Raw genomic sequence first — 14,102 nt, 5'->3', positions numbered from 1 at the left:
AAAAACAGCAGACTATCCTAAAATAGTCTGCTGTTTTTATGATTAAAATTTTCCGTATTGCGCGATACCGCAGAGTTCTTCTTCTATTCTCAAAAGCTGATTGTATTTTGCAACTCTGTCTGTTCGGCTCGGTGCGCCTGTTTTTATTTGCCCTGCGTTTACAGCAACGGCAATATCGGCGATTGTTGTATCTTCCGTTTCACCGCTGCGGTGTGATATAACGGCGGTATAGCCGTTTTTATGTGCCATTTCAACCGCGTCAAGTGTTTCGGAAAGTGTGCCGATTTGATTAACCTTGATAAGAATTGAGTTTGCGACATCTGATAAAATACCCTTTTCAAGTCGTTTTGGGTTTGTGACGAACAAGTCATCTCCGACAAGCTGAATTTTATCGCCGAGCTTATCGGTAAGGATTTTCCAACCGTCCCAATCATCTTCTCCGAGTGCGTCCTCAATAGAGAAAATCGGATATTTTTCACACAGGATCTGCCAGTATTCAACAAGTTCCGAAGCAGTCTTTTTTATACCGGATTTCGGCAACAAATATGTTCCGTCATCTTGTACCCATTCCGAAGACGCGGCATCTATGGCAATTTTAAAATCTTCACCTGCCTTGTAGCCTGCACGTCCGATTGCGCTCATTATAACTTCAAGTGCTTTTTCGTCTGTTTCAAGATTCGGTGCAAAACCGCCTTCGTCACCGACCGCGGTGGTATTACCCATTTCGGAAAGCACCTTTTTCAATTCGTGAAATACTTCACTGCACCAACGCAAGCCTTGTTTAAATGACTTTGCGCCATACGGCATTATCATAAATTCCTGTATATCGACGTTGTTATTTGCGTGTGCACCGCCGTTTAATATGTTCATCATAGGTACGGGAAGTACATAAGAATTTATACCGCCTATATATTGAAAAAGCGGTATTTCAAGGCTTGCCGCAGCCGCTCTTGCAACGGCTAACGATACACCGAGTATTGCGTTTGCACCGAGATTTGATTTATTGTCTGTGCCGTCAAGCTCACACATTTTCATATCTATCGAGCGTTGGTCAAGTACATTCATACCGATTAACACATCTGCAATTTTTTCATTTACATTCGCCACAGCATTTTTTACACCTTTACCGCCGTAACGCTTTTTGTCATTATCCCTAAGTTCCACAGCCTCAAAAACACCTGTTGACGCACCTGACGGAACGATTGCTCTGCCCGACGCACATTCTGTATGCACCTCAACTTCGACTGTCGGATTACCGCGTGAATCCATAACTTCACGTCCGAAAATGTCGACTATTTCAATGTACTGTTTCATAGATATATCCTCCTTTGATTTAGTTCATAATAGAGTATTACCAAATAATCACTGTATTATTCAAAACAAACACATATAATATGAAATTCGTAGGAAATAACAGCCATTGACGGATTAATATGATAAGTGTATAATGGGGGTGTACATATCAAGTTATCACAAAAGGAGAGTTGATTATGAAGAAATTTATAGGAATGGCACTTGCAGCGGTGATTTCGGCATCGTCATTTACGGCACTTGCGGCAGGGGCTATACCCGATCATCAAGGCACAAGTATGGACGGTATTGAAATCGGTACGGCTCAGCTTAATTCGGCGGTAAAAAGTTATTATGATTTATTCGAGCAGGCAGGTGACCAATACGGTGTAGACCCAAACTTGCTTGCGGCAATATGTATGCAGGAATCGTCGGGAAGAAATTTGAGTTACCGTGATGACGGAAGTGAATATCCGGCATGGGGTATTATGCAGATTGAAAATACTTTGGAAAAATCATTCGCCAAGTTCGGTGAGGACACTACGGGAGAAAAATGGACGCTTCAAGATAGACTTGATCCGACTAAGGCAGTGCCGTTTGCGGCATATTTAATTTCACAGTCGCTTATCAGATATGATTGTGATTATATGAAAATGATTCAGTCGTATAACTTCGGACAAACCGTGCTTGACAGAATAATTGCGGCGAAGGGTGACGATTGGCTTTCGGAACGCGTCAATGCCGCGCAGTATGCGACAAATTGGCCGTACAATACTTACGGTGACGCACAGTACATAGAACACGTTATGAGATATTATCATAATGATATTGATTACATAGGTGCAAAGGTAAGAATAGACGGTAAATTGCTTGCGTTTGACGACCAGTATCCGTTGCTTAAAACCATTGAAGGTGAAACGTATACAATGATACCAGTAAGAGGTATATCAGAGGCTCTTAATGCAAAAGTGGACTGGGACGGTGACAAGCAGGAGATTACGGTTAAAAAGGGCGGCGACAAAGTCGTGATGTATCTTGACAGTGATGTTGCGTACATAAATGATACACCGATAACGCTTGATGCACCCGCAACGCTTATGAACAACAGAACAATGGTTCCGCTTAGATTTGTCATGGAAGCATTTAATGTTACTGTTGATTGGAACGGTGACACAAGAACTGTTGAAATAACAAAATAAAAGTTAGTGAATATGTACAAAAAAGTATCGTTTGATTTTTATAATCTGACGGTACTTTTTTTGTTATCTTTATATGATAATGTGGTATATATGTAATATATGAAAGCTATTGCAAGGCTGTCGACAAAATGTCGCCAGCCCAAAAATTACATCATGCTGATGTAAATTTTGAGTTCTATCAGAGAAAAAATATAAAGTTCCTCCAAAGTCGAAACTTTATATTTTAAGTCATTTCTGCCGCGCATGTCGCCAGAAATGATTTTTAATGAGGGGGTATCGGAAAGACGTCCGACGCTCGCAGAGCGGTTTTGCCAACGGCAAAACTACTGAAAAAGCACCTCAAACTCCCATAAATAAAGTAGACAAAACCATAAAGGTTTTGTCTAAAAGAACATACAAAAAGCGATAGCCAAATAAAATGAACGAAAAATATTATATTAGGAGGGTCAATCAAATGAAAACGTATTCAATGGACGCAATTCGGAACATCGCCGTTATGGGACACGGTAAATGCGGTAAGACAACGCTTACAGAGGCAATGCTGTTCAATGCGAAAATGACCGACAGAATGGGCAAAGTCGCTGACGGCAACACTGTAACGGACTATGACGGTGAAGAAATCAAAAGACAATTCAGTATTTCAACCGCTCTTGCAACGGTAGAGTGGAAAGATATGAAATATAATATGATAGATACACCGGGCTTTTTTGATTTTGTCGGTGACGTTAAAGAGGGTATCCGTGCGGCGGATTCGGCACTTATTGTATTGAGCGGAAGAAGCGGTGTAAGCGTCGGTACGGAGAACGTGTTCAGATACGCAAAACAAAGAGGTGTGCCGATTATGTTCTTTGTCAACAAAATTGATGATGACAGAGCGGATTATCAAAAAACTCTTGAGGAAATGAAAGAAAAGTTCGGAAAATCAGTAACTCCGTTCGTTTATCCGATAAGAGAAGGTGACGAATTCAAAGGCTTTGTCGATATTGTCGATATGACGGCAAGAAGATACGAAGGACAGGACAGAGTGGATATTCCTGTACCCGACGGTATGGCGGAAATTGTCGCACCGCTTAGAGAAATGATTATGGAGGCTGTTGCCGAAACCGATGAGGCACTTATGGTTAAGTATTTCAACGGTGAAGAATTTACTTTTGACGAAATTAAGCAAGCTATAAGAAAAGGTGTTAAGGACGGTGTTATTTATCCTGTATACTGCGGCAGCGGTCAGGATAATATCGGTGTGCGTTCGCTTATGGACGGTATGGGTAAGTATTTGCCTGCTCCGTCGGAAATTGAGGAAATCGCGAGAGTTGCCGACACAGGTGAGCCTGTTGAGCTTGTACAGAGTGAAACGGAAACAACGGCGGCGGTTGTATTTAAAACAATCGCAGACCCTTATGTTGGTAAGATGTCGTTGTTCAGAGTTTATTCCGGTGAGGTAAAGGGTGACAGCACGCTGTACAATCCGAACAAGGACGTAAACGAAAAGATTGGCAAGGTATTTAATCTTTGCGGTAAAAAACAGCTTGACGCAAAGTCGATAAAAGCCGGTGACATCGGCGCGGTTGCAAAACTTGAAAGCACAAAAACAGGTGATACATTATGTGAAAAAGGTAAGAATATCATACTTACCGGTATTGAATTTCCGCAGCCTGTTTTGTCTATGGCGATTAAACCGCAGACAAAGGGCGATGAAGAAAAGATTATAAGCGGTATTAACAAGCTTATGGAGGAGGATCCGACATTCACAATTACAAACAATACCGAAACAAAGCAGACTCTTATAAACGGTCAGGGCGAACAGCATATTGACGTTATTATAAGCAAATTAAAATCAAAATACGGTGTCGGTGCAGTTTTGGAAGACCCTATTGTTCCGTATCGCGAAACAATCAAGGGCAAGGCTACCGTTGAAGGCAAACACAAGAAACAATCTGGCGGTCACGGTCAGTACGGTCACGTTAAGATTGAATTTGAGCCGGGTGTGTCGGAAGATATGATTTTTGAAGAAAAAGTATTCGGCGGTTCTGTGCCTAAAAACTATTTCCCTGCCGTTGAAAAAGGCTTGCGTGATTCGTGCCGGAAAGGTGTGCTTGCAGGTTATCCCGTTGTGAACTTGAAAGCTACATTACTTGACGGTTCGTATCACCCTGTCGATTCGTCGGAAATGGCATTTAAGACGGCGGCGGCTATCGCGTACAAAGAGGGTTTGAAACAGGCTAACCCTGTCTTGCTTGAGCCTATCGGCTACTTGAAAGTATATATTCCTGAAAATATTATGGGCGATATTATCGGTGATATTAATAAACGCCGCGGCCAGATTATGGGTATGGGCGAAAGCGATAAAGAGGGACTTAATATGGTTGAGGCTGAAGTGCCTATGTCCGAAATGTTCCGTTATGCGACCGACTTGCGTTCTATGAGTCAGGGCAGAGGTATGTTCTCGTTTGAGTTTACCCGTTACGAGCAAGCTCCGTCAAATGTTGCCGAAAAAGTTATACAAAGCTCAAAAAATAAAGAGTAATCAAGCAAAAAACTCCTTTTTGTCATATGATTAAAATATGTTTAGTTAATTTTACTAAAGAATAAAAAGTATTTTTGTGAATTATACGACTAACAATTTGTATTTAAATATGTTATCATATATATATCAAAAAGATGTATTATAAAGATAACAATACACTTAAACAAGCAGAATAAATGAAATCTGGTTTATTTTGTATAAAAATTTTTCTTGGACGAGAGGGGAACAATTAATTATGGCAGATTTACAATTAAAACACATTTACAAAAGATATGCAGGCGGCGTTACTGCTGTAAGTGACTTTACACTTGACATTGACGATAAGGAATTCATCATTCTTGTAGGTCCTTCAGGTTGTGGTAAGTCAACAACTCTAAGAATGGTTGCCGGTCTTGAAGAAATTTCAGAAGGTGAACTTTATATCGGCGGACGTCTTGTAAACGACGTTGCTCCTAAAGACAGAGATATTGCAATGGTTTTCCAAAACTACGCTCTATATCCTCATATGACAGTATTTGAAAATATGGCATTTGGTCTAAAGCTTAGAAAAACTCCAAAGGACGAAATCAAGAAGCGTGTTACAGAAGCTGCAAAGATTCTTGACATTGAGCATCTTCTTGACAGAAAGCCGAAGGCTCTTTCAGGCGGTCAAAGACAGCGTGTTGCTATGGGACGTGCAATCGTTCGTAATCCTAAGGTATTCCTTATGGACGAACCTCTATCAAACCTTGATGCAAAGCTAAGAGTTGCAATGAGAACTGAAATTAAGAAGTTACATAACAAACTTCAAACAACATTTATGTACGTTACTCATGACCAGACAGAGGCTATGACAATGGGTACTCGTATCGTTGTTATGAAGGATGGTGTTATTCAACAAGTTGATACACCTGCTAACCTTTATACAAAGCCTGATAACGTATTCGTTGCAGGATTTATCGGTTCACCGCAAATGAACTTCGTTACTGCTACACTATCAAAGGAAAACGGTAGCGTATACGCATCATTTGGCGATAACAAGATTATGATTCCTAACGGTAAGGTTACACCTGAACTTGAAGGTTATATCGGTAAGGAAGTAATCGTTGGTATCAGACCTGAAGATATTCACGATGACGAGGCATTCATTTCAAGCAGACCTGAGGCTGTATGTAATGCATACGTTGAAGTTACTGAAATGATGGGTGCTGAAACATATTTGTATCTTGAACTTGCAGGTGAACAGTTCACAGCAAGAGTTAATCAACGTTCAACAGCTAAGATTGGTGATACAATCAAGGTTGCATTTGAAACAAACAAAATTCATATCTTTGATAAGGATACAGAAATGGCTATCGTTCACTAATTCGATTAGACAATTTAATTGTAGACAAAACCCATATGGGTTTTGTCTACTTTGCTTTTATGAGGAATTACAGAGGAAAAGGAGTTTATATGTAATGGTTTTGATGATTTTATTTTTGGTGATAGGGTTTGTGCTTTTGGTTAAAGGTGCGGATTTGTTTGTTGACGGTGCGTGTGATTTGTCGGCAAAGTTGAGAATTCCGGCATATATAGTCGGACTTACGGTAGTGGCGTTCGGAACAAGTTTGCCCGAGGCGGCGGTTAGCATAACTGCGTCACTGCAAGGCAGTAATGAAATTGCAATCGGTAATATAATCGGATCAAATATATTTAATACGCTTGTTGTACTTGGTGCAAGTGCTTTGTTCGCACCTGTTGCTGTAAAAGGAAATATCCTAAAACGTGATTTTCCATTCTGTATCGGTATAACCGCTGTAATGATTGTGCTTTTAATGACATTAAATCATGGTGATATTGCATTGACAAGATTGGACGGTATTATACTTCTTGCATTGTTTGCGGTGTTTATGGTCGGTTCTGTTGTGATGGGTAAGAAAGAAAGTAAATTAATTGAAAGTGCGGAGGATAGCGAAAAGGCAGATTTGCCAATGTGGAAATGCCTCTTGTTTATAATAATCGGCTTTGTCGGTGTTGTGGTCGGCGGTCAGCTTACTGTTAAAGGCGCAAAGGAACTTGCACTTATGGCGGGAATGAGTGAAAGAGTTGTCGGTCTTACCGTTGTGGCGATAGGTACATCACTTCCTGAACTTGTGACTTCGATTGTTGCCGCAAGAAAACAACAAAATGATATTGCGGTAGGTAACGTAATCGGCTCGAATATATTTAATTTGTTGTTCATTCTCGGAATATCAGCGACAATCGGTACAATAGGTACTGACTTTAATGTGGTAATTGACGGTTGTGTGTTGATTGGAATATGCTTGTTTACTTATATTTTTGCACTTGCTAATAAAAAGATTAATCGCCCTTGCGGTGTGGTTATGATTTTTATGTATGTGGCATATACGGTGTATTTGTTGGTAAGATAAGGGGGTTTATGAAAAAGTATTATATAGGCGGGCTGCTGACTTTGGTTACGATTGCTTTTGCAACGGTAACTTTGGCAGTGAATAAAGATGTGATTGGTTATCGCAGATATATATATACACCGCCCACAAAAGCAGGTAGTATTGTGTTTGTTGCTTTTGCGATATACATAGCTGTTTTGTCAGTCGGTGCTTTGGTTTATGCGATTTACAGACACTTTCATAAAGATGAATAGTTGTGTAGTAGGGGCGACAGTTGGTCGCCCTTTTTGTGTGATTAAGTTTGCTATCGTTTATGAGAATTTCGGAGTGGCGACAGTTGGTCGCCCGTTTGCATGATTGGAGTTCGCTGTTGTTTGAGTGGAACGTGTATAGGGGCGACCATTGGTCGCCTGTTTGTGTGATTGAAATTCAATAGAGAGCCACCCCTCAGTCGACAGTGTCGACAGCTCCCCTCAAGGGGAGCCTTACGGAATGTGGCGGAGAATTGAAAGATTTTCGTTGAGAGGAAAAGGAAAGTCGAGAGCACCGTTCTGTACGAAAGGAATTAGTCTGAGGTTATGATTAGGCGACATAGATGAAATTTATATGAAAGACAGTAAAGCCACCCCTCAGTCGACGGTGTCGACAGCTCCCCTCAAGGGGAGCCTTATGGGATTTTGCGGAAAATAAAAAGCCTCCCATTGAGGGGAGGTGGCACGAGGAACGAGTGACGGAGGGGTGGCTACTTGCAAAATCAAAAATAAAATATGGCTACATACAAAAATGCAAACAAAAAGGCAGTCAATCGACTGCCTTTAAATTAACCTAAAATTTTACCTTCAAACTCAACACGCTTCTTAACTGTCTGCATAACATTGTCAAACTGCTGCGGAGTAAGTGATTGAGCACCGTCGCACAATGCTTTCTTTGGATTATTATGAACTTCAATCATAATACCGTCTGCACCTACTGCGATAGCCGCTTTTGTAAGCGATTCAACCATCCACGGCAAACCTGTTGCGTGACTTGGGTCAACGATTACAGGCAAGTGTGAAATTGACTTTAATGCCGGTATTGCCGAAAGGTCAAGAGTATTTCTTGTGAATGTTTCGTAAGTTCTTATACCTCTTTCGCAGAAAATAACCTGTTCGTTACCGCCTGCCATAATGTATTCCGCACTCATAACCCATTCTTCGATTGTGCTTGAAAGACCACGCTTTAAAAGTATAGGCTTATTGCATTTACCAAGTTCCTTTAAAAGTTCAAAGTTCTGCATATTTCTTGCACCGACTTGAATTATATCAACATCTTCAAACAAATCAAGATGTGCCTGATTCATAATTTCTGTAACTATCGGAAGTCCTGTTGCCTTCTTTGCTTCAAGAAGAATTTTAAGACCTTCGTCATGAAGTCCTTGGAATGAATAAGGTGATGTTCTCGGCTTGAATGCACCGCCTCTTAAAAATGAAGCACCGCTCTTTTTAACTGCTTCGGCTGTTTCTGTCATTTGCGGAATTGTTTCTACCGAACAAGGACCTGCAATTACGCTGAAATGACTTTCACCTACTGTTCTGCCGGCAATGTTGAAAATACTGCTATCCGGGTGGAACTTGCGGTTTGCAAGCTTGAACGGCTCGGAAACTCTCTTAACGTCTGCGACTACGTCAATAGTCTTTAAATCGTCTGTGTCAAGAGTTGAAGTATCACCGATAATACCAACTATTGTGGAATTTTCGCCCTTACTGTAATGATGGTCAAAGCCCATGTCCTCCAGCTGTTTTAAAAGTGCGTTTACCTCGTTTTGTTCTGCGTTTTGTTTTAGAATTACAATCATTTTTCATATCTCCTTTTCTACCATACTACATCTTACCGACGATTGTATATCGGCAAGCAACAACCAACGCGGTTGCTTATCACATTTTACTACTATTTTTGACATATGTCAAGAGGTGTGATAAAATAAGGTTATATCTACTGAATGGAGAATTATATGGAAGAAAAATTTATGAAAGAGGCACTGAAGCAAGCAAAAAAAGCCGCGTCAATCGGTGAAACTCCAATCGGTGCGGTTATAGTGCGTGACGGTGAGATTATCGCAAGAGGGTACAACAAGCGTGAAACCAAGAAAAACGCATTACTTCACGCCGAAATAATAGCGATAAACAAGGCTTGCAAAAAACTCGGCGGTTGGAGATTACCGCGATGTGAAATGTATGTTACGCTTGAGCCTTGTCCGATGTGTGCAGGGGCGATTATTAATTCACGCATTGAAAATTTGTATTTCGGTGCGTATGACAAAAAGTCCGGTTGTGCCGGTTCGGTTATCAATTTATTTGAAAGCGGTATGTTCAATCACAATGTCAATGTGACAGGCGGTATAACGGAAGATAAATGTGCAAGCATATTGACTGAATTTTTTAGAGAGTTAAGAAAAAAGAAATAGACTGTTTTTTATATTGCAATTTATTTACAGATGTAATATAATAAATTTTAAGGGGTGATTTTTAATGAAAATAAGAAAAATTATATCAGCTATACTTACTATGTCTGTTATGTCGGCTTGCATAATACCTATTGCAAAAGCGGACGGATTGTATTCGGAAAAATTCGATATGACGAAAGTAAAAGCAGACAAGACGGACGGTGTTACGAAAGAAGTGGAAGTGCCTGACGGTGACTACACTGTAACGGTAACAACAGGCGGAAAAACAGAAACAAATGCGAATATTTATATAAACTGCGGTGAACGTGTAAGAGCGTACACGCTTGAGGCAGGCGAAACACAGGAAAATGAACAGCCTGTTGTGCCGAAAAACGGAAAAATCACTGTACAGGTTAAGGGTGACAACCCTAACGTGACGGAAATAGAAATAGAACAGTTACCGACACGAGAAAAAGCCGAAAAACCTACTATATATATTGCAGGTGATTCAACGGCACAAACTTACAACTATACAAAGGTATACCCTCAAACAGGTTGGGGACAAGTTTTTGCCGATTATTTTAATGACGATATAATTATTGAAAACCGTGCAATGGGCGGAAGAAGTTCAAAGAGTTATGACAACGACGGCAGACTTGACAGAATACTTACAGAAATGCACCCTGGTGACTATGTGTTTATTCAGTTCGGTATAAATGACGGTGCTGAAAATAAACCGGAAAGATACATAAGTGTTGAGGACTACAAAAAGTTAATTACAGACAAGTATATCGGTGAGGTTGAAAAACGCGGCGGAACACCTGTGCTTATGACTGCAAATGCGGCTGCTTGGTGGGACGAAGAAAACAACTGTTTTATGGAGTCGCGAAAAGATTACGCAGACCCTACGCGTGAAATCGCAGAAGAAACAGGCTGCAAATTTATTGATGAAAATAAAATCGTGACAGATGCGTGGAACAGTATGAGTAAGAATCGTGTTTTGTCGGGCTATTTTATATGTGAGCCGCTTGAAAGTAAGGCTTATCCGTCAGGTACGAACGACACCACTCATATGAAAGCCAAAGGCGCAAAGAGAGTTGCAAAGCTTATTGCGGATGCAATTCCGGAAAATGTGCCTGAACTGGCAAAGTATTTAAAGGGTGACGAAACATTTACGGATATACAAGGTCATTGGGCGGAAGATGTTATAAAAACACTTGCAGAGAATGACAAAGTATCGGGAGTCGGTGACGGAAAGTTTAATCCCGACGGAACTGTAACGCGTGCGGAATTTTTGAAAATGGCGATGGATTCGTTGGGCATAGTCGGTCACGCATATCGTGACGGCGAATGCCTTGACGCAACAAATGATGATTGGTATTGCTACTATTTGCAGGGTGCGTTGGATAAGGATATTATTCCTGAAGAAATGATTGAGGACTGTGATTTTACAAATGTTACAAAAACTCTTAAAGAATCAACAGAGAAAGAAAAGGCTGTCAGAGCTAATGTAAATGTTTATACGGGTAAGTTTTACGGTGATAAGCCTATTACTCGTGAGGAAATGGCTGTAATTGCAACTCGTTGCAAAAATTATAAAATGAGAAACTGGAGAGACTGGGACAATGAAAGACGTATTCCTGTTTTTTCGTTTAAAGACAGTGATGAAATTGATGAAAAATATATAAGTTATGTAGTACATGCTTATAATTTGAAATATATAGACGGTATGGAAGACGGTCGCTTTGCACCGAAAGAGAATTTGACACGTGCACAGGCGGCGGTTGTAATGAATAATTTAAAATAGGAGAAATAGGAATGAATATAAAGAAAGTAGTCGCAGTGGCATTGATATTGTCGTCAATGACGGCGGTATCGGCAAGTGCGGCTGAATTTAACGACATCAAAGGTCATTGGGCGGAAGAGGTTATCAATGAGCTTGCCGACAAAGATATTATACACGGTGTTTCGGATACAGAATTTAATCCGGACGGAACTGTAACGCGTGCAGAGTTTTTGAAGATGGCTTTGGGTACAGTCGGTATTGCCGATGTGCCGTACAGGAGCGGCGAATGTCTTGATGTTACCGCGTCCGATTGGTACGGAGGTTGTGTGCAAAGTGCACTCGACAAAGGCTTGATACCTGAAAATATGATTGGCAATTATGCAGCAAAGATAACAGACGGCAAGGCTATTTACAGTGGCTTTTTTGACGGCGATAAGCCGATAAAACGTGAAGAAATGGCGTATATGGTTTATATGCTGTATCAATACAGTTGTGATGAGGAGGAGTCTTATAACATACTTACTCCTGTCGATTTACAGTTTGATGATGTAAGCCAAATATCGCAATGGGCATTGGACGGCGTCAGATATGCGTATACAAACGGCTTAATATCGGGTATGGACGATGATACGTTCAGACCGCAGCAAACCGCAACTCGTGCGCAGGCTGCGTCTATTATAAGCAGATTACTTGATAAAACGGAATAGAGGTGTAAGAAATGTTTAGCAAAAAAACAATCAGAATTATTTGTCTTGTTACCGCAATAGCTATGGTTGTACCTATTTGTATAGGTATTATCAGTATGTTTGCAGGTGTTAATTAATGTTTAAGGAGAAGTACATATGAAGAAAAAAATCATATGGTTATTTTATTTGTTGTTTGCAATATGTTTTACTTTTACTGCAATAAATATAATATTGCATAATACATATTATAAAGCATTGCACTTGATTTGTGTTACAACAATATGCTTAGTCGGGTTGACAATAATATATAAAAACCTTTCCAAAAACGAGAAATTCATTGAGAAAAATTATAATAAGATACTTATCTCATTTGGTATAGGTATGTTTATAATAGAGATTGTATTGGGAATTGCATTAAGGTATGATCCGTTGTGGGATGTTGGCGCGATACATAAAGGTGCTATTGAATGGGTTGAAACAGGGACGTTTGAAAATTATTATGAATATTTCTATAGATTTCCTAACAATCTTGCGGCAATGGCATTTTTGCATTTGTTTTTCAAAATTGCATCAATATTTGGAATTAAAGACTATTTTGCGGTTTCTGTCGTAATAAACAGTATTATGGTAAGCTGTACAACAGTAATAGTATCACTGATTTGCAAGAAAATAGCTGACGTAAAACATGCTGTTTTTGCATTGGTACTGTTTGGATTCAGTGTGCAATTCTATTTTTTGGGCGGTGCTGTGTATACTGATATGCTTTCTGTTATGTTCCCGGTATTATTTTTCTATTTATATCTGAACTCTAAAGAGCAATCGGGAAAAAGAAAAATAATTACATATATATTAATGGGACTGACAATTACAATAGGAAGTTTGAATAAATTCACTGTAATCATAATTGCTATAGCGGTAGGCATTGATTTGCTCATAAACAGAAAATTCAAGGAGTTTACGAAAATTCTTGTCAGCGTAGTGAGTATTATGATGATATTTAATGTAACATTTAATTTATATATGTATTCTTCTCATTTGGACAGACAAACGGCTAATGGTGAAAATACACCGTATAATCATTGGGTCATGATGGGGCTTAAAGGTGATGGTGTATATAATCCTGAGGATTATGAGTTTACAAGGAAATATGATTACGATGAAAACAGAAACAGTAAGATAAATAAAGAGATTTTCGATAGAATAAAAAAATTGGGTTTTTGTGGTATATTTGATTTGGCAATGACAAAATCAACAGCAGATTTCGGAAACGGAACATATGGTGCTGAAGATTTTTATAATTGTAATCCTCAAACCGATACAAAGTTGCATAATTGGATTTTGCCCGAGGGGAAGAATTATAAAAAGTATGCAACATATGCAACATCAATGCATATTGCAATATTAATTTTGATGTTAACTGCTGCATGGGGATTTGTATGCTCTGATGATGAAAAACGTAAAAAGATGTTTTCATTGTATTTGACGATATTTGGAGTATATTTGTTTTTGCTTTGCTGGGAAACAAACCGAAGATATTTTTCAAATTTCGCACCTGTAATATTTATTTGCGGAACTTTGGGTATTGATAAATTTATAGAGGTTTGTTTGAGAACTAAAGAAAAAATTAAATGTGGTTTAAAATAGGCTGATAAAGGAACTGTAACGATTTGTTACAGTTCTTTTTTATTGTAATCGATGCAAATAGTATGTATAATAAGAAATAATCCACAATATATAGTATAATGAAAAAAAGTTCAAAAAAAATGAAAAAAAGTGTTGACAAAAGGGGTAATAGAGTGTATAATAATCAAGTCGTCAGTTGA

At 39.3% G+C, this 14,102-nt stretch carries 11 protein-coding genes; 9 read left to right on the top strand and 2 right to left on the bottom strand.

The genetic code is table 11. The features are described from left to right. Positions 1-42: 42 nt before the first annotated feature. On the bottom strand, positions 43-1,314 hold the full coding sequence (gene eno, locus LKE05_RS09105) for a phosphopyruvate hydratase (RefSeq protein ID WP_308456609.1): 1,272 nt from the start codon (positions 1,312-1,314) through the stop codon (positions 43-45). A gap of 176 nt (positions 1,315-1,490) precedes the next feature. On the opposite strand from eno, the gene LKE05_RS09100 reads away from it, so the two are divergent. The 5 genes from LKE05_RS09100 (at position 1,491) to LKE05_RS09080 (ending at position 7,639) form a co-directional block, all read left to right on the top strand. Next, positions 1,491-2,489 (top strand): stalk domain-containing protein, encoded by a 999-nt coding sequence (locus LKE05_RS09100; protein WP_308456608.1) that lies wholly within the window; start codon positions 1,491-1,493, stop codon positions 2,487-2,489. Positions 2,490-2,943: 454 nt separating this feature from the next. After that, on the top strand, positions 2,944-5,013 hold the full coding sequence (gene fusA / locus LKE05_RS09095; RefSeq protein ID WP_022230602.1) for an elongation factor G: 2,070 nt from the start codon (positions 2,944-2,946) through the stop codon (positions 5,011-5,013). 235 nt (positions 5,014-5,248) lie between these two features. After that, positions 5,249-6,358, top strand: a complete 1,110-nt coding sequence (locus tag LKE05_RS09090; RefSeq protein WP_022230603.1) for an ABC transporter ATP-binding protein — start codon at positions 5,249-5,251, stop codon at positions 6,356-6,358. Positions 6,359-6,452: 94 nt separating this feature from the next. Then, complete coding sequence (locus tag LKE05_RS09085) at positions 6,453-7,406, top strand: calcium/sodium antiporter (protein WP_308456607.1); 954 nt, start codon at positions 6,453-6,455, stop codon at positions 7,404-7,406. An 8-nt stretch (positions 7,407-7,414) separates the two neighbouring features. Next, positions 7,415-7,639 (top strand): hypothetical protein, encoded by a 225-nt coding sequence (locus LKE05_RS09080; RefSeq protein WP_022230605.1) that lies wholly within the window; start codon positions 7,415-7,417, stop codon positions 7,637-7,639. A gap of 566 nt (positions 7,640-8,205) precedes the next feature. Here LKE05_RS09080 and aroF read toward each other — a convergent pair. Next, on the bottom strand, positions 8,206-9,219 hold the full coding sequence (aroF, locus tag LKE05_RS09075; RefSeq protein WP_308456606.1) for a 3-deoxy-7-phosphoheptulonate synthase: 1,014 nt from the start codon (positions 9,217-9,219) through the stop codon (positions 8,206-8,208). A 156-nt stretch (positions 9,220-9,375) separates the two neighbouring features. Between aroF and tadA the strand changes: the two genes are divergently transcribed. The 4 genes from tadA (at position 9,376) to LKE05_RS09055 (ending at position 13,923) form a co-directional block, all read left to right on the top strand. Further along, positions 9,376-9,828: a tRNA adenosine(34) deaminase TadA gene (gene tadA / locus LKE05_RS09070; RefSeq protein ID WP_022230607.1), complete on the top strand. Its 453-nt coding sequence runs from the start codon at positions 9,376-9,378 to the stop codon at positions 9,826-9,828. A gap of 64 nt (positions 9,829-9,892) precedes the next feature. Next, positions 9,893-11,614, top strand: a complete 1,722-nt coding sequence (locus LKE05_RS09065; RefSeq protein WP_308456605.1) for an S-layer homology domain-containing protein — start codon at positions 9,893-9,895, stop codon at positions 11,612-11,614. Between the two features lie 11 nt (positions 11,615-11,625). Next, positions 11,626-12,300 carry an S-layer homology domain-containing protein gene (locus LKE05_RS09060; RefSeq protein ID WP_308456604.1) on the top strand — a complete coding sequence of 225 codons (675 nt, stop codon included), beginning with the start codon at positions 11,626-11,628 and terminating at the stop codon, positions 12,298-12,300. 135 nt (positions 12,301-12,435) lie between these two features. Next, positions 12,436-13,923, top strand: coding sequence for a glycosyltransferase-like membrane protein (locus LKE05_RS09055; protein WP_308456603.1), 1,488 nt, complete (start codon positions 12,436-12,438; stop codon positions 13,921-13,923). Positions 13,924-14,102: the final 179 nt, after the last annotated feature.

This window comes from Hominilimicola fabiformis, from assembly GCF_020687385.1.
In the GTDB taxonomy this organism is placed as follows: Bacteria; Bacillota; Clostridia; order UBA1381; family UBA1381; genus Hominilimicola; species Hominilimicola fabiformis.
This window is presented reverse-complemented; position numbering and strand designations above follow the sequence as displayed.